Below are 20240 nucleotides of genomic sequence, written 5' to 3'. Positions count from 1 at the left end.
GAGCGGATACAAGATATAAAGGCCCGCCATATGGAGAGCCTTAGGCCTGCCCGGCTTAAGAACCTGTGGGCCAAAACACGCGCAATAAACCCGGCCGCCAGGTAAGCATCATGCTGATTGATGGCGCCGAAGCAGCCAACAGCATTATCCACACCAAGGCTGCCATGGAGGGGCGATCTGCCATAAAACAAAACACCGCTGACACGAACAGGCCGGTGCAGCCGAGGCGGCGTAACAAGCTGACAGGCCGTGCGGCAGAGGAAGCCTGATGGACCGCCTTCCAGTGAGGCTCCATCGCCAGGGCCAACCAGGCCATGCCCGCAAGAGTGGAGATCGCGGCTAAACAGAGGAAAACCCAACTATCAACCACCTTTCACCTCCGCCGCCATATCAATGGCTCCCGCTACCGGTGCTCGCGCAGGCTTCTCCGGCATATTTTCCGTAAGGCGCGCGCGCTGTCCGAGTTTGCGGGCGGCAACTATCGACAGGAACGCCGCCGCCAATAGGCTCAGGTCTACGCCCGCCACAGCAAGATAGGTATCGGTAAACAACGTCTTGATCAGGTGATCGCCGGTACTCATCCAATTCAGCGCCACGGCGGCAATGGCCAATAGGGCGATAACCCAGCACTGCTCCCGCCACGCCGGATTAAATGCCGCCCGGGCGACCGGCGCGCTACGCCAGGCAGCATGCACAAGTGCCAGCACCCAACTGCTCCAGAATACATTTTGCTCAAAGCCACCTTTGCCGGGCAGATCAGCAGGCAATAAACGATTGGCGACCAACATGGCGATGGCGGCAATCACCATCCCTGTCACCGCTGTCACGGCCAGTGCATCCACAATACGAACACCCTGGCTGTTGGTTTTAGCGTGTTGCTGCTTGCGTTTTTCGACAAAAAAGATGAAGCCGGTGGCGATACACGCACAGCCCAGCAAGCCGCCGATCACGTACAACCAGCGCAGGAACCAGTGCTCGAAGTGCTGCAGGTGTAGCCCGGTCAGAAATTCGTTGATCTCAGAAACGACGGTGCGCGGCGGATCTTCTCGCAAGACCTCACCGGTGCTGGCTTTAAAGTGAATAGCCTCGCCCACCAAGGCCACGCGATCGCTACCGGCGCGGTAAATACTCACGTAGCCGTTCTCATCGCCGAGGTGATCCATATACAGATAACCCACCTCCCCCGCCATATCGCGCGCCGCCCAACGGCGCTTGGCCTCTGCCACCATGGCATCCACCGAGGCTAAAGGCGCGACAACGCCGGCTGGCTCATGCGGCAAACCGGTACGCTCTGACTCCAGCACCTCATGCTGATCGTGCAAAGGTTTAAGCATGGTGTGGCCGACCGGCAGGTAAATACCTGCAAAGATAATCAAACCGGTAAGCGCGAAGAAAAAGTGAAATGGCAGCGCAACAACGCCGGTCATGTTGTGCAAATCCAACGCGCTCCGCTGGGTGCGCTTTTTCGGGCGGAAGGTGAAGAACTCTTTAAAGATCTTGCGGTGCATGATGATGCCGGTCACCAGGGCCGCGAGCATGACCAGCGCCGCCAGACCCACAAACCAGTAACCCAGGTTTTTCCAATGCCAGTTCAGGCTGTAATGCATGGGATAAAACCAGCGGCTGCCGATCTTGAGTGCGTCGTCCGGGATGGCTTCACCAGTGCGCGGATCGATAGTCGCCCAGCCATGCACATGCTGGTGATCATCGGAGAGATCTTTGGGTTTATTGGGGATACTGAACTCAGCGCCGATAGCCAGCACCGGGTCACGGTGAGTGGTGTAGGCATAAAGGGAGGCCATGGGCATGGTTTTGGGATCAGGCAAGTCACCAATCACTCGCTGGGCAGTCGCCGCCATATCAACCGGATGGGGCTCCAGCTTCTCGAATACCGGCTTCAGCAAATTATCGAAAGACGGCATAGGCTGCGGCTCGAAGCGAGTCTTGGGAATAGCCCAACGATCAATCTCCCGGTCAAACACCGACAGCGCGCCAAAGAAGAAGCAAATCATCAGGACGTAACCCAACACCAGACCAAACCAGGTGTGTACCCACGTCATTGAAAGGCGAAAATTGTTATACATAGCGAATCTACCTAGCCCACCAACAGTTGCTGAATCGCCAGTGCTGCGCCTGTCATCGCAGCAGCACCCCCGGCGAAAACCACCCACACCTTCACCATGCTGTTCGCCGCGAAGGCCCACAGAAACAACCCCAGGAACAGCAAAAAGGCCAGCAACATCACCCCGGTTTCGGCTTCATGAAAGCTCACACCCAGTGCCGCGAGGCCCGCGACGCCAAGCGCGCAAAAGCCCCAGGTAAAGCTGTAACCGCCCAACAGCGCAGCGACAACACGATTAATGATGGGGAGATATTGAGTCATGAGTGATCCCGGAGCCATGGCCAGAATTAACGGTGATGAATATTGCGCATGTTTCCACAAATGATACATATTCGCAACAAGAAATGATTCTCATAATATCCCGAGGCGGCCATTGGGGAAAGCTGGCGGGGGAGGCAGGCTAGCACAGCGAAAGCGGACCACCGGGCGAGGCTTTGGGCACAAGCAGTCAACACACCAAGACTTGTATTAGTCGTTCTACTAAAAATTTATTCATTGATTTCTATTGTGTGCGTTTATTTTTCTTCGATCATTTACGGGGCATAAAAAATAATAGCTCCGTTGCTCGCGATCACACACCTCATCAAAAAAATAAAAACAAACAGAAATAAATACAACACCTTAGATCAATTCCACCGCGCATAAAAAACCTTGGCATAAAAATCGCGTAACCATAGGTGAGTTGTTATTCCTTGTTAATACAAGTTGATGCTCACGGTTAGTCATTCGCCACACTCCGCGTGGCGCCGCCAGCGGTAATTACATTTAATCAAGAGGGCGTAAGATGAAAGCAAAACGGTTTTTGGCAGTCATTATGGCAAGCGGCGGTTTATGGTGTAGCCATCTTTTTGCGGCTGAGCTCAATGATATTTTTGAGACCGGCAAGGTCAACGGCAACATCCGGGCTTATTACAACACGCGCGAGTATGATTACCGAACAGATGAAGGGGCGTTCTCGCTCGGAGGTGCGCTACGCGCCGAAACAGGCAGCATCAGCGGAATAAAATTCGGCGTTGGTTATTACACCGCGCAGGATCTTGGCACTAATGATGATGATCCGGCAAAAGTAAACACGCGTTTGGGCAGCGATCTTGAAGTGCTCGGTGAGGCTTATGTCAACCTGTCCGGCTTTAACACAGCCGTTACGCTCGGCCGCCAGAAGATCAATGCACCGCTCGCCAATCCGGGCGATGCATTTATTATTCCTTTCACCTTTGAAGCTTTCAGCCTGGTGAATACCAGTATTCCCAAGCTGACGTTGCAGCTGGATCACATCAATGAAATCAAAAATCGCAACAGCGAAGAGTTTGTTGATGTGGGGGAATGGTCGACGCTGCGCTATGGTATTGCGTCGCAGGAAACCAGCGGCACGACCAATCTCGGCGCTATTTATAATGCTAATCCGCTCAAGCTGGAATTATGGCTAACGCGCTTTGATAATTTATTTGACAGCATCTACCTGCAAGGCAATTACAACTTTTCCGGCACTGAAACAATTAAACCATTCCTCGGCGCGCAATTTGTGCAGCAGGAGGACTCGGGTGATTCACTGCTCGGCACCGTTGATTCAACGCTCTACGGTGTACAAGCCGGTGCATCAATGGGTAAAGCTTCTCTCACCCTGGGTTACAACACGGTTGCCGAGGAGGAAGGCACTTTCAGGAATGGTGCATTTCTGGCGCCCTACAGTTTTTCCACCAGTCCTATTTTTACCAACAACATGCTGGAAACATTTGAGAATGTTGATTCCGGGGATGCCAGTAAGATTACGTTCAATTACAACTTTTCCCCCGCGCTCGCATTTAAGCTCAGCTATGCAACGTTCGACTTTAATCTTGCGCCGGATCGCGATGCGACCGACGTTGATATCACTTACAGCTTTGATGAATATTGGAAAGGTTTGTCGCTTCGCTGGCGCGTTGAAGTCGTCACATCGGATACCGAAACGGTTGAGCAAACCAACCATCGTTTGCAACTGCAATTTGTTTTTTGATGATGGGTTTTCACACCGCATCACTGCCGTAACAATCTTCATGACTACTCCAGCTAGTCAAACACATTGGGGGCTCACTGAACGCCTTGGTAAAAGCCCCCGTTTTTTTCTTATTTACTGTCCGCCTTCTTTTCCGCCGAGCCATTTTCCCGCGCAACGCATCGATTCGCTTCCCGCCTCCATGCGTGACTTGTACTAAAAAAATTTCAGTCATTTATCCATTCCTGCCCGTCCCCATGAACGCTTGCGTGCACGCGCTCATTCCGAGTGCAGAATTGATCGTTATCGTGAATGGAGGAATTTTTTGGGATCAGGCGCGGGTAGAAAAAACACTTTAGAAAATAGGGAGTTACAAAACTAATAACCACTCTTCCCGTTATTGGCATGACTTATGCGTTTTTATTGGGAGTGATTATAACATGCCAATACAAGTTGAAATTTACGCTAACAATACAATTCGGGGATTGCATGATGATATCGATAAGATTGGTTTCAATGATTCTGGGGATCACCCTGGCAGCCGGCGCCAATGCCAAAACGATCAATATTGCGATTGGCCACCAAAGCATGTGTACGGATACTTACACCGCAGGCATCGTGGTAAAGGAATTGAAACTACTGGAGAAACACTTGCCCAAAACCGGCAAGTACGCCGATGCCACGTACGACGTTACCTGGAGCGATTACTCCTCAGGCGGTCCCATCACCAACCAGATGATGGCCAACAAACTTAACTTCGGTGTTATGGGCGACTACCCGCTCATCGTCAACGGTGCAAAATTTCAAGCCACTGAATCCCTGCGCACAAAATATATTGCCGGCACAGGTTACAACCTCAAAGGCAGCGGCAACGCCATTGTGGTACCCGTCAAATCCGATATCTTCAGCATTGACCAACTCAAAGGCAAAGACGTATCTGTGCCGGTTGGTAGTGCCGCCTGGGGCATGCTGCTAAAAGCCATGCAAGACAACAAGATCGAAATCAAGGATTTTGGTTTGAAAAACCAAAGCCCTGCCGTGGGTGCAGCCAATATTGCTGCCAATAAAATTGATGCGCACGCCGATTTTTGCCCCTGGTCTGAATTAATGGAATTTCGCGGCACCGGCCGCAAGATTTATGACGGCAGTGAAACCGGTGTGCCTTACCTGCACGGTGTAGTGGTGCGTGAAGATTTCCTGAACGAGTATCCGGAAGTGGCGGTGGCATTTATCAAAGCCATCTACGAAGCTGGCGAGTGGATTCGTGAAGATCCGGTGAGAGCCGTGGATATGATGGAAGGCTGGACCGGTGTGGAAAAAGAAGTGCTCTACATTTATTTTTCCAAAGGCGGCCACTTGACCCTGGACCCGACCATCAAAGCACAATGGGTTGATGCGCTCAAATTGAATCACGGCGTTCTCGCGCGGGAACAAGCTATACCCGCCCTGGATTTCCAGGCGTGGATTACTGAAGATTACATCAAGTCTGCCTACACCAGCCTCGGCAAAGATTACGCTGCGGAAAAAGCCGCTGTGGTTGACCCCGCTGTAACCAACGCGGCACTGCCGATGGAAATCTGGCATGCGCGAGAAGGCATCTCCTCCTACCCCACGCTCACGGATTTTTTGCATGCCGCTGGAAAATTCAACGAGACCGGAGCCAAGCTTAACGCCACCTATGTTTACGACAAAAAAACCGGTTTGAAACTGTTTGGCAAGACCGCATTTTTTGTGAAATCCAAAGAAGGATTCTCCACCTTCCTGCGCAAACCGGACGCCGATGCCTATGCCGCAGAACATCAGGGCGCGGTGATGGATATGGATAAAGCGTTGGATTCAATAACCAGTGAAATGGTGACATCACTTTAAATAGACCGGCAAGGATGCCACCCCAATGCGCTTTAATCCGATGTTCTTCTACTCCAATGCTCTTCTAATAAGGTTAGCTTGCAGGATGGGTGATCAATTATGACTATGACGTGCGAGAAAGTGGTTATCCGTGAAGACACGGTTACACACGGGGCCACTAATGAAAAGACAAACAAAAACGAAATACTCACAGCAGGAACCACGCATCATCAATTTTTGAAAGATGCCGAAAAGCAACCAGAGGGCGATAAATCCATTGCGCATAGCCGCGCAGCTCCAAGCGCAACAGCGCCTGTGTCACTAACCGCTAAATTGTCATCCTTGCTGCCAAAGCTCAAGCTGGAGATGATAGCGATCGGCCTCGCATCAATCCTTGGCGGGATATTTATCTGGCATGTAGCGACGCTCTACAATGTCAATTATTTTATTAATTTTGAAAATATTCCCGCGCCATTGGAAGTGGGCTCTGCCTTTCTCACCCATGCCGCTGATACTGAATTCCATACGCACATTTTGGTCAGCTTACGTCGTATCGCCATCGCTTACTCTCTGGCGGTAGTGTCGGGCATTGTGGTCGGCTTGTTAGTGGGTCGATCGCGTTTTGCGCGCGCGGCAGTCCTGCCCTATATCGAAATTATCCGCCCTATTCCCGCTGTTGCCTGGATTCCCCTCGCAATCCTCATGTGGCCCACTGAAGAGTCTTCCATTATCTACATCACGTTTCTGGGCGCGTTGTTTCCGATCATCCTCAATACAGTCCACGGCGTTGAACAAACACCGGAAGTGCTGGTACGCGCGGCATTATCCTTGGGTGCAGCGCGCTTAAAAGTTTTCTGGCATGTGGTGTTGCCGGCGGCATTGCCCAGCATCGGAGCCGGGCTTGCGATAGGCATGGGTGTGAGTTGGTTTTCATTATTAGCTGGCGAAATTATTTCCGGCCAATACGGCATCGGTTATTTCACCTGGAATGCCTACTCATTAATTAATTACCCCGACATTATTGTAGGGATGTTAATCATCGGCGGCCTGGGCTCCCTATCAACCTACCTGATTCGTGTGGTGATGGCACCGGCGTTGCGCTGGAAAAAATCCACTCGTTAGCGTGCACAATTTTATGCTGCCTCGATTAAGACGTATTGCACAGATAGTTCGCCGGAATTTGCTGGTGTGGAGCATCGCCACCTGCAGCATTACCGCGCTGTATTACGTCGGCCTGTTAATCGCGGTCATCATAAAATTTGGTGATCTACCGAATTACGTGAATTACTACCACTGGTTTGACAATGTGCAACGCATCATCGCGTCAACACCATCGGTAAAAGACCAGCTAGCCATCATCAAGGATGAATGGTTGATCGAAATTGGCTACATGAATTATGACTTTGGCATTGGCCTCGCCGAGTGGAGTTTATTTATTGTGCCCATCATCTTATTGGAGATTGCCTTGCTGTCAGCACTGATGACCACTTACTGGTTGCTGTTACGCGAACGACGTAACAGCTGCGCAGCAACTGCATCGCATTCCACCAGCATCGTCGGTGGTGTGGGTTCAAGCTGTGTGGCATTAACGTCCATCACACTCTCATGGGTTGTGTGTTGCTCAACCCCCACCTGGGTCGTCGGTCTCGCGATGATGGGGTTAGGTGTTTCCACAGCCTTGTGGCTTGAGCCTATCGGCGCCTGGGTAAATCTTTTCGGTTTTGTCTTGTTGATTGGCGCCATCGTAAAACTGGCCGGTGATGAACAGCCACACCTTGCAGCCAGACCAATGCGCTTACAACGCGTGTGAATCCATCAGGAGTGACAATGAATAGTAAAGCCATGATCGCTGAACCCTTAACGCCATCGCGTGCCAATCGCCGCTCGATGGATAAAGGCCACATTGAAATTAAGGATGTCACTATCGCGTTTGGCACAGGCACATCCGCCAATATCGCGGTGGAAAAAACCAGCCTGGATATTTCGCCGGGCCAGTTTGTGTGCATCCTCGGGCCATCCGGTTGTGGCAAATCCACCTTGTTAAATTCCGTTGCCGGTTATGTAAAACCCACCTCCGGGCAAGTATTGGTAGACGGTGGACTGGTGACCAAACCCGGTCCGGATCGCGGCATGGTATTCCAACAGTACTCGTTGTTTCCGTGGAAAACCGTGCGACAAAACATTGCCTTTGGGCCAAAGATTGCAGGCCACAGCGCGCGTGAATGTGACTCCATCGCCAACACATTTTTAGCCATGATCGGGCTGAGCAAGATTGCGGATAAATTACCGGGTGAACTCTCCGGCGGCATGCAACAACGCGTGGGGATTGCCCGCGCCTTGGCGAATTATCCCAGCGTGTTGTTGATGGACGAACCCTTCGGCGCACTGGATGCACAAACACGTTTGATCATGCAGGAAAGTCTACTGAATATCTGGTCGGAGTTTGGCATTACCGTCCTGTTTGTCACCCATGATGTTGACGAGGCGATCTTTTTAGCGGATCGCATCCTGGTGATGAGTGCAAGCCCCGGTTCAATCATCGCTGACCTGCCGGTAAAACTGGAACGGCCACGCACGCCGGAACTGGCTACCACAGAAAAATTTATCCAACTCAAAAAAGAATGCCTGGCATTGATCCGTGCCGAAAGTCTAAAAGCCTTTGAAAAGGTTGGAGAACACTAATGCGTAATTCACGGTGGTTTTCAGTGCTGGTTATCGCGCTGGCGCTCAGCAATAGCCTTACGGTTTTCGCCGGTGCCAATCAATATAAAACCCTTGAGGAACCTAAACCCTTAACCGCATTTTCATTAAAGGATCAAGCCGGTAACGATTTTGGGTTGGCACAACTCCAGGGCCAGTGGTCATTGGTCTTTATTGGTTTTACCACCTGCCCGGATATATGTCCGCTGACGCTAATGCAACTGGAAGCAGTACGCGCCGACCTGGGTTTGCGTTTTACACCGGAACGCATCCCCAACATTATCTTTCTCGCCGTCGATCCCAAGCGTGACCAGGCAATATTGGGGAAATACCTGGCGCACTTTCATCCGGACAATATTGGTGTTACCGGCGAGAGCAAGCAAATCGATATCTTCGTAAAAGGTATTGATGCGTTTTATCGCTTCGACCAAAAACCTGGCAGCGACCATTACGATGTTATGCACACCACCGCTATCGCGGTTGTTGATCCTGAGGCACAACTCGTCGCCAAGATAAGTCCGCCGTTTGAGGTTAATCCCATCGCGGAATATTTAACACACATGATTCGCCAGGCTAAACGTCATGAATAAATGTCGTCCGTGGATTTTTTTAGTCATTCAATTCATGAGCGGTTTGATCTGCGCAGTGGACGTTGCGGCCGAACAAGGTGGCTTTACCGAACATTTTATTATCCGGGATGCGCGCCAACCGGAAATTTCCTTACAACTGGACAGGCAGCTGGATAATCAACAGAGTCATGAATAAAGGGTATCGAGCTTTGGGTATCGCTGCGACGCTGCTGATGCCGACTGTGCCAACATTGGCAGACATGATTGACACCAGCGGCATGGCGGCGTGGGAAACCTGCGCGCTGTGCCATAGCGCTGATGGTATTAGTCCGATGGGCAAATTCCCCAAACTGGCGGGGCAGAAGCAGGCTTACATCAAAAAGCAAGTGCTGGATTTTCGTCTCGGCCAACGCAGCAACGATGGCGGACAAATGCAGACCATCACCGCCGAGGTGGAATTGGCATCGCTGAACGATATTGCCGATTATTTTGCGTCGCTCCCGCCATCACAAGGAGCGACCTGGGAACCAAACGATGCGCAACAAGCGCAAGATTATGCGCTCGGCAAGCAGCTATTTGAAAAAGGGCGCGAGGGTTTACCGGCCTGCGCCAGCTGCCATGCAGACAAGCGTCATGTTGCGCCCTGGATCAACGCCCAACATCGGGATTATTTGAAAAAACAACTCAAGGATTTTAAACAGCGCGAACGGAAAAATGATGCAGGACAGCAGATGCAAAATATTGCTAATGCATTGCAGGAAAACGAAGTGGACGCCGTGGTTTTTTATCTATCGACCACGCCATTAATGCGTGATTAAGGTGCAAAAATCAGAAATTTATTGCGTTGTTTTTGTGCGCGCGCACCGCGATAGGACAACACAGAAAAATGATGTTTTTACCGGGTTTTTTAGCGTTTTTTAACTTGTTATGACAAGTAATGATAGGTAGTATCGGTGTTAAATAGCCGTTAAAAAATTATGTATCCAAGCAACCAGACTGATTAGCGGAAGACTTACATGCTGCCACAAAATATGTCTCACCAACCGCTGTATTTGCAAATCAAAGAAGCGCTGAAAAAGCAGATTCTTGCAGGGGAATATGCGCCCTACCAACGCATGCCTTCCGAGAGCGAATTGATGAACAGTTTCGGTGTCAGCCGAATTACGGTTCGCCAGGCACTGCGGGATTTACACAGCGAAGGTTTGATATTCACCTCACAAGGTAAAGGCACATTCGCCAGCAAACCAAAAGCCATGCAAGACGTGCAACATCTCGAAGGTTTTGATGAGGCAATGAAACCCAAGGGTTACGAAACCTCTGCACGACTTATCAGCATTCGCGAAACCACAACCAGTAAAGACGTGCAAGAAAAACTCGGGCTCAGCGCCAAGGATCGCGCGGTAGAAGTGGTGCGCGTGCGCTACCTCAATCGCGAACCCGTGTCGGTTGATCGTTCCTATTTTCCCATCGCCATCGGCCAGGGATTATTTTCCAAAGACTTGAGTCGCGACATTTTTCCCATGCTCGAAAACCAATTGGGCATCGCACTGGGAAGAGCTGAGATCAGCCTGGAAGCACGGCCTGCCGATGCAGACATCGCAAAATTTTTAGGCTTGGAACCCGGCAGTCCGATTATGTGGGTCGAGCGACTCACGCGCGACCGCGACGACAACCCCATCGATTATGAATACCTTGCGTTCCGCGGCGATTCTTACAAATACCGCTTCCAAATTGAACGTGACCCACACAAGCACGCCAACAATCAAGAGGATTAATCATGATGCTTCCCGATGATATTTCATTAACGGATGTGGACATACTCGTCATTGGCGGCGGCACCGCTGGCCCTATGGCGGCAGTAACGGCCAAAGAAAAAAACCCGGACGCAAAAGTCATGCTGCTGGAAAAAGCCAACGTCAAACGCTCCGGCGCAATCAGCATGGGTATGGATGGACTGAATAACGCCGTGGTGCCGGGCCATTCCACGCCGGAAAATTATGTCAAGGAAATCACCATCGCCAACGATGGCATCCTGTTGCAAAAAGGCGTGATGGCCTACGCGCAAGGTTCCTACGACATGATCAAAAAACTCGATAGCTGGGGCGTTTATTTTCAGAAAGACGAAACCGGCGAGTACGACATGAAAAAAGTTCACCATCTGGGAACTTACGTGCTGCCCATGCCCGAAGGCCACAACATCAAAAAAATTCTCTACCGCCGTTTGCGCCGTCACCGCGTCGACATTGAAAACCGCTACCAGGCAATACGTTTACTGAAAGATAAAACCGGCACCGTGTGCGGTTGTATTGCACTCGGCACCCGCGATGCTGATGTCATCGTGATTCGTGCCAAAGCAGTCATTATGTGCACCGGCGCTGCAGGTCGTATTGGCTTGCCCGCCTCCGGTTATTTATTTGGCACTTACGAAAATCCATCCAACTGTGGCGATGGTCATTCAATGGCCTATCACGTCGGCGCCGAGTTAAGTGGTCTGGAATGTTACCAAATCAATCCGCTGCTGAAAGATTACAACGGCCCGGCCTGCGCCTACGTCACTGGCCCCCTGGGTGGTTACACGGCCAATGCCAAAGGTGATCGCTTTATCGAATGCGATTACTGGAGCGGCCAAATGATGATGGAGTTTTATAAAGAATTGCAGGGCGGTAACGGCCCGGTATTTCTCAAGCTCGATCACCTCGCGGAAGAAACCATCCAGGAAATTGAACACGTATTACATACCAATGAGCGGCCCAGCCGCGGTCGATTCCACGACGGGCGCGGTACAGATTACCGCACCAAGATGGTGGAGATGCATATTTCCGAAATCGGTTTTTGCGCCGGTCACTCGGCATCCGGTGTGTGGATCAACGAAAAAGGTGAGACCAGCGTACCGGGACTTTATGGCGCAGGCGATATGGCCTCGATTCCCCACAGCTATATGCTCGGTGCGTTTGTGTACGGGAAAATCTGCGGCGAGAACGCCACTGAATTTGCACGCGACCGCGAATTGCCTGAGCTGGATGTGGAATATATTTGCGCGGAGCGGGATCGCATCCTGGCACCGCTCAAACGCACCGACGGCATTCCGCCCAATCAATTTGAATACAAGGTGCGCCGCTTGGTAAACGATTATTTGCAGCCACCTAAAGTCACCAAAAAAATGGATATCGGCCTGGCGCGCTTGCAAGCCATGGAGAACGATATTCCTTACCTCTACGCGCGCGATCCGCACGAATTGCTGCGCGCGAATGAAGCGCAACACATCTTTGACTGCGCGCAAATGGCCGCCTTTGCATCGCTCTATCGCCAGGAAAGTCGCTGGGGTTTGTATCACAACTACGTCGACTATCCAGCCACTGATAATGACAACTGGTTTTGTCACGTGCAGCTATACAAAGACAAAAACAACCAGATGGCCTGCAAAAAAATTCCCGTTGAGCCCTACGTTGTCGAACTGGAAGAGCATGAAAAAAATGCCTACCAACAATTGCGCGTTAAAAAAGCCAGCTAGTCAGAGGAGCAGTCATATGCCAACAGCATCCCAGATCTCCATGGTTCCCGTCGTCGTCGACGAGGAAAAATGTATCGCCGACAAAGGTTGTCGCACATGTATTGATGTGTGCCCGCTCGATGTCTTGTGGATTAACGAAGAAACCGGCAAGGCGCACATGAAATACGATGAATGCTGGTATTGCATGCCGTGCGAAGCCGACTGCCCCACCGATGCGGTCACCGTTAACATTCCGTATTTGCTGAGATGAGGTAAGCCATGTTCAATTTTGCAGATCCCTTGCTCAGTTCCATCGCCGAACGTCTTCAGGATGCTGACCCCGGCATTCGCCGCGTGGCGGTGATGGAATTGGTAGAAAGCCCGGAACCGGAAGCGGTCGATTTATTGGTCATGGCCTTGAGCGATGCCGATGAAACCGTGCGTATGGAAGCCGCCAAAGTGATTGATGAATTTGATCCGCGCGACATGATGGACGCACTGGTCGGCGCGCTCACCGCCAAGGACGAAAATGTGCGCAACGCTGCGGCCAATGCCCTCGCTGATTTAAAAGATAAAAATGCAGCGCCCGCATTAATTGCCGCACTGAAAGAAGATGATCCATTTGTGTTGGCGGCGATCCTGCGTTCGCTGAAACAACTGCGCATCAAAGAGGTAAAGCCGCATGCTATTACCTTGTTAAAACATCCAGATGCAAGTGTGCGACGCGAAGCAGTCAGTGTATTGGGCTATTTGCAGGAAACCGAAAACCTGCCGCAATTAATGAGCATTGCTGTTGGCGATAGCGACCCGGAAGTACGCCGTACTGCCGTCGGCACACTGGTGTATGCGGAGCCGGATCAGGTTGCCAGCGCGTTGATTGCCGGCCTGGCTGACGATTATTGGATGGTGCGCGTTGAAGCGGCAAAAGGCCTGGGACGTTTACATATTCTCAAAGCCGTCGATGCATTAATTACTGCGACGCAAGACAGCATGTGGCAAGTGCAGGAAAAAGCCGCTGAAGCCATTGGCAAGATAGGTTCACCGCGCGGCATACCGGCACTGAGCCAATGCCTTACCAACCCTATCAGTAATTTGCGCAAAGCAGCCGTGGCCGCCGCCGGTGAAATTGCACATCCCAGCGGCATGCCCATGGTGGACATTGCGTTAAATGACAATGATCCCGACGTAAGAAAATTAGCGCGCTGGGCGAAGGAAAAAATCCAATCTGCCAAAACTGCTGTTGGAGAATAATCATGACCTTTGTTGTGACTGAACAATGTATTCGCTGCAAATTTACGGATTGCGTGGCTGTGTGTCCGGTGGATTGTTTTCGCGAAGGACCAAATTTTTTGGTTATCGATCCGGAAACCTGTATCGATTGCGCACTCTGTGTGCCCGAGTGCCCGGTCGATGCCATCTTTGATGAGCATGACTTGCCCGACGAGATGACGGAATACATCGCCATCAATGCCGAACTTGCCAAACAATGGCCGGAAATCAGCGACACCAAAGATCCCCTGCCCGAGTCGGGCGAATGGGCCGACCTGCCCGACAAGCGCCAATGGTTAATAACCGAAGCAGAAGAGGCTTAAGCTCGCGCCAACTTGTCATAACGAGTGTGCGCGAACCATTCGAGCCATTGAATAGCGGTGAAAAAATTGAGCGAGCTTTTGTATCCACCACAAAAAATTACGCTACGAAAAGCGCAAGCCGAGCTGGACATTATTTGGAAAAATGGCGAACACAGCCAGATTTCCGGTGATGACTTGCGCCGCTATTGCGCCTGCTCAAGTTGTCGCGCCCGACAGTTAATGGGCACACGCCTGATCACCGAAAGCGCCGAAGTAAAAAACCTGGTCATGATGGGCGGCAACGCGATTCAAGTGGTCTTTGCCGATGGCCATGATCGCGGCATCTTTCCCTGGCCTTACCTTTACGCCATCGCCAGCGGCCGCGCCAAGGAATATCTAGATGAGTGAAGGTGAAGTCGAAAAAAATCGCGCATTTCGTTTTACCACCATCAAACACTACAGCCTGACGCGCGCGCCCGGCATTTGTTTCTGTCTGGTGCTGGTGTTGGCTTCCAGTTATATCTCGGAGCACTACGGCATCACGCAGATTTTAGGCGCGTTGCTGTTAGGTATGGCATTTAACAGTATTTCGCGTTACGACGAATTCGCGCCCGGCCTGGATTTTTGTGTCAAAAATATTCTGCGTTTCGGTGTTGCATTATTAGGTGTGCGCATTACCTTTTCACAAATTTCCGCACTGGGAGCCAAACCGTTGCTGGTGGTCAGCGTCGCCGTTGTTACCACGTTATTGTTCAGTGTGTTATTGGCAAAACTACTTAAAGTTGATCGGGCGCGCGGTCTTATTTCCGGCGCAGCGGTGGGCATTTGTGGTGTATCCGCCGCACTGGCAGTTGCATCGGTCATTCAGGGTAACAAAGACACCGAAAAACATTTGTTGTGCACGTTAATTGGCGTAACGGGCATGAGCACCATTTGCATGATCTTGTACCCCGGCATCCTCGTGAGTCTGTCATTAAGCACCGAACAGATGGGTTTATTTTTAGGCGCAAGCATTCACGACGTGGCCCAGGTATTCGGCGCCGGGGATATGATCTCACCAGAGGTTGCACAACTCGCCACCTACACCAAGATGCTGCGCGTCGCCATGCTGGTGCCCACCGTGATGGTGTTGGCTTTTTTATGTCGCTCACGCACGGTCGGCCAAAGCCGATTTAAACGCATCCTGCCACCTTTTCTGATTGCGTTTGTGGGGTTTGTCATACTCGCGAACCTGCATATCTTCCCGGCGCAAGCTATCAACGCGGCCAGCGATTTATCACAAGTGTGTTTATGGATTGCGATGGCGGCGCTGGGTGCAAAGACCAATTTAGTGGAGTTATGGCAGGTGGGTAAAAACACGTTTATTTTATTATTTCTCAATACCTGTTTCATTGCCGGTGTTTCGATTCTCTTAGTCATTTAATAAAAGTCAGTTAATAAAAGCCAGCCAACAAAGCCCCATTAACCTTAACCAACTGGTGGTGAAAAAAATGATTGCACAAAAAGCGAGAAGGTTTACCGAAGCTTCGGTTATAGCAGCCTTGCAAACGATTCAACTGCCGTGGCTAGCGGAGGACTACGTCGCACTGAAGGCTGTCTCGGCGATAAAAATCCATGAAAACACTATTGATATTTCTATTACGCTGGGATTAATAGCGAACTCACAAAATCACTTGCTCGCCATGGCTTTAACCCATCATCTGGAGGAAGCCGGATTGCCTGGAGTGAATGTTCATATTCATTCCGATGTTTACGCATCACCGTCTATCACACGCCAGGGACAACTTGCTGCGGTAAAAAATATTGTTATGGTCGCCTCCGGCAAAGGCGGCGTGGGTAAATCCACCACCGCCGTTAACCTGGCACTCGCCCTGCAAGCGGAGGGAGCAAAGGTGGGCATACTCGACGCCGATATTTATGGCCCCAGTATGCGTACCATGCTCGGCATTGCCGCTGAGAGTAAACCGACGCTGGTGGATGAAAAAACCATCGAGCCGATACAAAAATATGGTTTGAAATCCATGTCGGTGGCTTACCTCTCCGAAGAAAAAACACCGATGATCTGGCGCGGCCCCATGGCGGTACGTGCACTGCAACAATTGTTAGAGATGACCCGCTGGGGTGAGCTGGATTATCTGATTATTGACATGCCGCCGGGCACCGGCGATATCCATATTTCACTCGCACAAAAAGTGAATGTATCCGCAGCGGTAGTCGTCACCACGCCACAGGAGATGGCTTTAATTGATGCGCGCAAAGGCGTTGAGATGTTTAACAAAGTGAATATCCCCGTGCTGGGGATTGTGGAAAATATGGCGACCCACATTTGCTCTCACTGTGGCCACGCCGAATCCATCTTTGGTGAAGGCGGCGCGCAACAACTGGCCAGGGATTATCAGGTAAGCCTGCTAGGCTCCCTGCCACTAGATCGCACTGTGCGAGAACATATCGACGCCGGTACACCGACGGTTATCAAAGATCCCACTGGTTCGTTAACAACCGCCTATCTGGCCTTGGCGAACAAGGTGAGCGCAGCGCTGTGGAAAACTAACTTGCAGGCTGCGGCCGCACCACTGATTCATATTGTTGATTAGCGCTTTCTCGCACCATTACCGACGGCATTACCGCGCCGACACCACGCCAGGCCCAGAAGCCCCAAACCCAGTAACACCAGCGATGAAGGCGCTGGCACGCTGGTGTATTCATAAGCCAGGTCATCAATCATGGCCGAGGTTCGCAGATTATAAAAACCCTCAATAACGATAGAGGAAATTCCCTCTGCCGATGTAAAGGTCATCAACTGATTGGGTGTGTAGGGCGTGTCGTTGTAGGGCCCCGCATAACCGCTGGTTTGTTGTTCGTCTATCAGGCCGCCCGCACCGAAGACATCAAAAAAGATAGCCTCTTCGTGCGCAGCACTGACGATCATACTGACAAAGGTGGGCAAGGCTCCCACAAAGCTGAGCTGCAGGTAATTGCTTCCCAATAAATAATTTGGACCGGACACAATATTCTCGTCCCACTCCGAGTATTCCGCCAAAAAGCCACCGTCGATCACCAGGCCTTGGGACTCGTACTCATTCGTCAGTGGATAATCACAAAAACAGGGAAAATCGGGATCACTGGGTACTAATGTCAAATCATCAAAATTAATCACTACCGCAGAAGCGGGAAGTGCAACAAACAAGCCGAGCGGGATAGCTAAAAACAGTTTTTTTATTATCGCAAGAAACCCTGGATTGGCGCGCATGGTAACCTCCTGTTGCTTGGCTGAATATGAAGATAAACGCCTGAACAATAGAACGGCACCTGTGCAAAATCCAGTGATTTGCGTCGCGTTTTAAGAATCTATCTTGCTTAGGTTTGCCGCCTCACATAATTAAATAATAGCGACAGCGGAGGCAGGCTATTTAACCCCGACCGCACGATGGGTATGGGAAGGGGACATCCGTAACAAATTTGTCACCTTGGCGCCATAAACTGTATCCAACGCCTGAAGTTCAGCGTGATTTGCGCAACGCCCTCATGCAGCACATCATCTTTTGACGCAGTCGTTTCCGCAATGTCTCACTCGCCTCATCTCAATTAGCGGGTTTTAGTTTTGATAGCATAGCTTCGGGTGCCCCAGGGCACCCATTTTTATTATCATCGTTAGTCTCTGCCGAGTATTTCCTGTATTCATTTTTTATAGCGAAGATCTATTTCTGAAGAAGGTTGGCGCAATTCATGAAGCCCGCGTTTGGTTTATTATTTTTTTCCTGTCTGATTATCTTCGGCTGCACCACCACACCCACAACGACACAAACAGAAGACTTGTCTATTGCTTTTATGCCGGACATCCATTTCCATGACATCTATGGAGACTTTGTCGATCAGGCATTTGTGGGGTTGCCCACGGACACGCCCGACGGAAAAAAATTGGCCACCATACGCTCGATGAGCGCCCAATTAAATTCAACCCGGCTATTTAACGAGAATTATTTCGCGTTGCTGGCTGCACTGGATGACATCGTCGAGAAAAAAATTAAATATGTGGCTCTGCCAGGCGATTTCAGCGATGACGGCCAACCGTTACACATTCGTGGATTAAAGAAAATACTCGATTATTATCATCAAGAGCACGGCCTGGAATTTTTTTCCGCCCCCGGCAATCACGACCCTACCCGACCGTTCTCTCACCCGGCGGGCAAATGGGATTACCTTGGCGAGCAGGGCAAAGAGCAACCTGTCTTTAGCCATCAACATCCTGCCTGTACATCGCAAACCCAAAAGCCCGACGCCCACCCTGTTATCTGTTCCGATGACGTTATGGAGTGGGGTTACGAACCCATCATGAGCCTGCTGGGCGAGCACGGCTTTTATCCGAAGCCGGACTATGTGTATTTCGAAACCCCTTACAGCGATTACGCTTATGGGGATTACGATTATGCGACAGCACATCGCCAGGCGGGTTTTGCATTACGGCAATATGAAATTTGCCATCAGGGAACTGGCGGAACCTATAAACAGCAAGGTTACACTGATTGTTATTCGGTACCGGACAGCAGCTACCTGGTTGAACCGACGCCCGGCATCTGGTTGCTTGCTATTGATGCTAATGTGTATAAGCCCAAATCAAATAGCAGTGGCGATGCACAAGATGCAGAAAATTATCTTGGTTCCGGCAATGCAGGATATAACAAGGTTGTCACGCACAAAGCGCATCTACTTAACTGGATCAATAAGGTAGTACAACGTGCACACGTGCAGCAGAAAACCTTGATTGCATTTTCTCACTTTCCCATGCATGAGTTTTATGATGGTGCTTCGGATGACATAGCAAAACTGGTTGGAGACAGACAGTTCCAACTCGACCGTAAGCCAAGCTTGCATACCAGCAAAATCCTTGCAGAAACTGGCCTTAAATTACATGTAGCGGGTCATATGCACATTAATGATACAGGGATCTACCGAGATGAAGACAAGGTTCTATTTAATATCCAGGCCCCTTCACTGGCTGCCTATGTTCCCGCCTATAAAGTGTTGACCATCAAGCAGCAACATCAGATTGAAGTACACACCGTTATCCTCAAAACGGTTCCACGCTTTAACGAACTTTTCGAGCACTATTATGCAGAGTGGAAGCATTTACATGATGTAAATGCACCACATATCTGGGATCGAGAGATATTACAATCCGATAGTTACCAGGCATTCACGGAGTGGCATTTACGGGAACTTGTGCGATTGCGTTTTTTACCTCAAGAGTGGCCCAGCGATGTTCGCGACCTGCTGTTAACTCTTGACGGAAAAGATATATTGATACTGTCACAGCTTAATATTGATATCGGCCTTGAGCAGATTAAATTGTTGCGTTTGGGAAAGTCTCAGAATAAGGCTTTACAAAAAGCATGGCATTCGGCAACAGAAAAAGCCAACCAGGTGGCCAGCCAGTATAGCTGGAAGCTGGAAAGCTTTACGTCATGGACAGGCCAGGATGTAGGGCTGGACCTCTACCGACTACGCAATGCCGACCAGCTCGCCCTAAAGCACATCTCCGCACTGCGGCTGCAACAATATCGCGTTATCTCCGATCAATTGGCTACCAATGCCGCCCCCGGCATCAATAAACCGGGAGATGATATAGGTTGGGTGACCTATCGTGAAAAGCTCGCCGCGCTGTTTACCATATTGCAGCAGTTTTCAGTTACCCAGCCCAGCGACCATTTTTTGCTGGATCTCGATAAAGGGCAGATAATCGATTTAACGGATAACACACCAAGCGCAAAATAAATGGCGTGACCCGTGCGAAAAGCGCGGCCTGGAAGGATAAGTCGGGCCGGCGACATATAACTAAAAGATTATTTTTATCGAGCAAGTCCCCGCCGCAGTTATTAAATGGCTGGCAATAATCAGTAATAATAAATGAATTGACTTAGATAGCCTTTTGGCTAGACTAAATCGCCACGGCCCTCGCGCCCGTGAGTAT

At 50.6% G+C, this 20240-nt stretch carries 21 protein-coding genes; 17 read left to right on the top strand and 4 right to left on the bottom strand.

The window, feature by feature from the left end; translation table 11 throughout:
• Positions 1-55: 55 nt before the first annotated feature.
• From CBR65_RS18070 to CBR65_RS18060, 3 genes are read right to left on the bottom strand one after another with little or no spacing between them, the layout of a single operon-like run.
• A complete protein-coding gene (locus tag CBR65_RS18070; protein WP_087468145.1) occupies positions 56-370 on the bottom strand; it encodes a DUF3325 domain-containing protein in 315 nt (104 codons plus the stop codon).
• Entirely contained in the window at positions 363-2084 is a 1722-nt protein-coding gene (locus CBR65_RS18065; protein ID WP_087468144.1) for a PepSY domain-containing protein, read from the bottom strand. Before CBR65_RS18065 ends, CBR65_RS18070 begins: the two co-directional genes overlap by 8 nt.
• 11 nt (positions 2085-2095) lie before the next feature.
• Positions 2096-2383 (bottom strand): iron uptake protein, encoded by a 288-nt coding sequence (locus tag CBR65_RS18060; RefSeq protein WP_087468143.1) that lies wholly within the window; start codon positions 2381-2383, stop codon positions 2096-2098.
• Positions 2384-2906: 523 nt separating this feature from the next.
• Between CBR65_RS18060 and CBR65_RS18055 the strand changes: the two genes are divergently transcribed.
• The 16 genes from CBR65_RS18055 (at position 2907) to apbC (ending at position 16866) form a co-directional block, all read left to right on the top strand.
• Positions 2907-4115: an OprD family outer membrane porin gene (locus tag CBR65_RS18055; RefSeq protein WP_087468142.1), complete on the top strand. Its 1209-nt coding sequence runs from the start codon at positions 2907-2909 to the stop codon at positions 4113-4115.
• Positions 4116-4583: 468 nt separating this feature from the next.
• A complete protein-coding gene (locus CBR65_RS18045) occupies positions 4584-5963 on the top strand; it encodes an ABC transporter substrate-binding protein (protein WP_087468140.1) in 1380 nt (459 codons plus the stop codon).
• A 99-nt stretch (positions 5964-6062) separates the two neighbouring features.
• Entirely contained in the window at positions 6063-7064 is a 1002-nt protein-coding gene (locus CBR65_RS18040; RefSeq protein WP_232461245.1) for an ABC transporter permease, read from the top strand.
• 13 nt (positions 7065-7077) lie between these two features.
• Positions 7078-7752: a hypothetical protein gene (locus CBR65_RS18035; RefSeq protein WP_157672143.1), complete on the top strand. Its 675-nt coding sequence runs from the start codon at positions 7078-7080 to the stop codon at positions 7750-7752.
• A gap of 17 nt (positions 7753-7769) precedes the next feature.
• Positions 7770-8624, top strand: coding sequence for an ABC transporter ATP-binding protein (locus CBR65_RS18030; RefSeq protein WP_087468138.1), 855 nt, complete (start codon positions 7770-7772; stop codon positions 8622-8624).
• Entirely contained in the window at positions 8624-9232 is a 609-nt protein-coding gene (locus tag CBR65_RS18025) for an SCO family protein (RefSeq protein ID WP_087468137.1), read from the top strand. Before CBR65_RS18030 ends, CBR65_RS18025 begins: the two co-directional genes overlap by 1 nt.
• A complete protein-coding gene (locus tag CBR65_RS18020) occupies positions 9225-9407 on the top strand; it encodes a hypothetical protein (RefSeq protein WP_087468136.1) in 183 nt (60 codons plus the stop codon). Before CBR65_RS18025 ends, CBR65_RS18020 begins: the two co-directional genes overlap by 8 nt.
• The gene (locus CBR65_RS18015) at positions 9400-10029 is read left to right on the top strand and encodes a c-type cytochrome (protein WP_087468135.1); all 630 of its coding nucleotides are present in this window, start codon (positions 9400-9402) and stop codon (positions 10027-10029) included. Before CBR65_RS18020 ends, CBR65_RS18015 begins: the two co-directional genes overlap by 8 nt.
• A gap of 198 nt (positions 10030-10227) precedes the next feature.
• A complete protein-coding gene (locus tag CBR65_RS18010) occupies positions 10228-10986 on the top strand; it encodes a GntR family transcriptional regulator (protein WP_087468134.1) in 759 nt (252 codons plus the stop codon).
• Positions 10987-10988: 2 nt separating this feature from the next.
• Entirely contained in the window at positions 10989-12722 is a 1734-nt protein-coding gene (locus CBR65_RS18005; protein ID WP_198300792.1) for a fumarate reductase/succinate dehydrogenase flavoprotein subunit, read from the top strand.
• Positions 12723-12738: 16 nt separating this feature from the next.
• Positions 12739-12972, top strand: a complete 234-nt coding sequence (locus CBR65_RS18000; protein WP_087468133.1) for a ferredoxin family protein — start codon at positions 12739-12741, stop codon at positions 12970-12972.
• Positions 12973-12980: 8 nt separating this feature from the next.
• Positions 12981-13952: a HEAT repeat domain-containing protein gene (locus tag CBR65_RS17995; RefSeq protein WP_087468132.1), complete on the top strand. Its 972-nt coding sequence runs from the start codon at positions 12981-12983 to the stop codon at positions 13950-13952.
• A 2-nt stretch (positions 13953-13954) separates the two neighbouring features.
• Positions 13955-14293, top strand: a complete 339-nt coding sequence (gene fdxA / locus CBR65_RS17990) for a ferredoxin FdxA (protein WP_087468131.1) — start codon at positions 13955-13957, stop codon at positions 14291-14293.
• A gap of 66 nt (positions 14294-14359) precedes the next feature.
• Positions 14360-14680 carry a DUF971 domain-containing protein gene (locus tag CBR65_RS17985; protein ID WP_157672142.1) on the top strand — a complete coding sequence of 107 codons (321 nt, stop codon included), beginning with the start codon at positions 14360-14362 and terminating at the stop codon, positions 14678-14680.
• Positions 14673-15695: a YeiH family protein gene (locus CBR65_RS17980; RefSeq protein ID WP_087468129.1), complete on the top strand. Its 1023-nt coding sequence runs from the start codon at positions 14673-14675 to the stop codon at positions 15693-15695. The genes CBR65_RS17985 and CBR65_RS17980 overlap by 8 nt, the downstream gene beginning before the upstream one ends.
• Positions 15696-15762: 67 nt before the next feature.
• Positions 15763-16866, top strand: coding sequence for an iron-sulfur cluster carrier protein ApbC (gene apbC, locus CBR65_RS17975; protein WP_087468128.1), 1104 nt, complete (start codon positions 15763-15765; stop codon positions 16864-16866).
• Here apbC and CBR65_RS17970 read toward each other — a convergent pair.
• Positions 16863-17522, bottom strand: a complete 660-nt coding sequence (locus CBR65_RS17970) for a PEP-CTERM sorting domain-containing protein (RefSeq protein ID WP_087468127.1) — start codon at positions 17520-17522, stop codon at positions 16863-16865. The genes apbC and CBR65_RS17970 overlap by 4 nt on opposite strands.
• A gap of 476 nt (positions 17523-17998) precedes the next feature.
• On the opposite strand from CBR65_RS17970, the gene CBR65_RS17965 reads away from it, so the two are divergent.
• Positions 17999-20044, top strand: coding sequence for a metallophosphoesterase (locus CBR65_RS17965; protein WP_198300791.1), 2046 nt, complete (start codon positions 17999-18001; stop codon positions 20042-20044).
• Positions 20045-20240 lie beyond the last annotated feature (196 nt).

Origin of the sequence: Cellvibrio sp. PSBB006 (genome assembly GCF_002162135.1) — a bacterium.
GTDB lineage: Bacteria > Pseudomonadota > Gammaproteobacteria > Pseudomonadales > Cellvibrionaceae > Cellvibrio.
This window is presented reverse-complemented; position numbering and strand designations above follow the sequence as displayed.

What these genes read in the sequence shown, in the direction of transcription:
- CBR65_RS18045 (WP_087468140.1), top strand. Translation starts at nt 4,584, where the DNA reads ATGATGATATCGATAAGATTGGTTTCAATGATTCTGGGGATCACCCTG.
- CBR65_RS18040 (WP_232461245.1), top strand. Translation starts at nt 6,063, where the DNA reads ATGACTATGACGTGCGAGAAAGTGGTTATCCGTGAAGACACGGTTACA.
- CBR65_RS17970 (WP_087468127.1), bottom strand. Translation starts at nt 17,522, where the DNA reads ATGCGCGCCAATCCAGGGTTTCTTGCGATAATAAAAAAACTGTTTTTA.
- CBR65_RS18025 (WP_087468137.1), top strand. Translation starts at nt 8,624, where the DNA reads ATGCGTAATTCACGGTGGTTTTCAGTGCTGGTTATCGCGCTGGCGCTC.
- CBR65_RS18065 (WP_087468144.1), bottom strand. Translation starts at nt 2,084, where the DNA reads ATGTATAACAATTTTCGCCTTTCAATGACGTGGGTACACACCTGGTTT.
- CBR65_RS18035 (WP_157672143.1), top strand. Translation starts at nt 7,078, where the DNA reads ATGCTGCCTCGATTAAGACGTATTGCACAGATAGTTCGCCGGAATTTG.
- CBR65_RS18020 (WP_087468136.1), top strand. Translation starts at nt 9,225, where the DNA reads ATGAATAAATGTCGTCCGTGGATTTTTTTAGTCATTCAATTCATGAGC.
- CBR65_RS18010 (WP_087468134.1), top strand. Translation starts at nt 10,228, where the DNA reads ATGCTGCCACAAAATATGTCTCACCAACCGCTGTATTTGCAAATCAAA.
- CBR65_RS18000 (WP_087468133.1), top strand. Translation starts at nt 12,739, where the DNA reads ATGCCAACAGCATCCCAGATCTCCATGGTTCCCGTCGTCGTCGACGAG.
- CBR65_RS18015 (WP_087468135.1), top strand. Translation starts at nt 9,400, where the DNA reads ATGAATAAAGGGTATCGAGCTTTGGGTATCGCTGCGACGCTGCTGATG.
- CBR65_RS17995 (WP_087468132.1), top strand. Translation starts at nt 12,981, where the DNA reads ATGTTCAATTTTGCAGATCCCTTGCTCAGTTCCATCGCCGAACGTCTT.
- apbC (WP_087468128.1), top strand. Translation starts at nt 15,763, where the DNA reads ATGATTGCACAAAAAGCGAGAAGGTTTACCGAAGCTTCGGTTATAGCA.
- CBR65_RS18055 (WP_087468142.1), top strand. Translation starts at nt 2,907, where the DNA reads ATGAAAGCAAAACGGTTTTTGGCAGTCATTATGGCAAGCGGCGGTTTA.
- CBR65_RS18005 (WP_198300792.1), top strand. Translation starts at nt 10,989, where the DNA reads ATGATGCTTCCCGATGATATTTCATTAACGGATGTGGACATACTCGTC.
- CBR65_RS17965 (WP_198300791.1), top strand. Translation starts at nt 17,999, where the DNA reads ATGAAGCCCGCGTTTGGTTTATTATTTTTTTCCTGTCTGATTATCTTC.
- CBR65_RS18030 (WP_087468138.1), top strand. Translation starts at nt 7,770, where the DNA reads ATGAATAGTAAAGCCATGATCGCTGAACCCTTAACGCCATCGCGTGCC.
- fdxA (WP_087468131.1), top strand. Translation starts at nt 13,955, where the DNA reads ATGACCTTTGTTGTGACTGAACAATGTATTCGCTGCAAATTTACGGAT.
- CBR65_RS17980 (WP_087468129.1), top strand. Translation starts at nt 14,673, where the DNA reads ATGAGTGAAGGTGAAGTCGAAAAAAATCGCGCATTTCGTTTTACCACC.
- CBR65_RS18060 (WP_087468143.1), bottom strand. Translation starts at nt 2,383, where the DNA reads ATGACTCAATATCTCCCCATCATTAATCGTGTTGTCGCTGCGCTGTTG.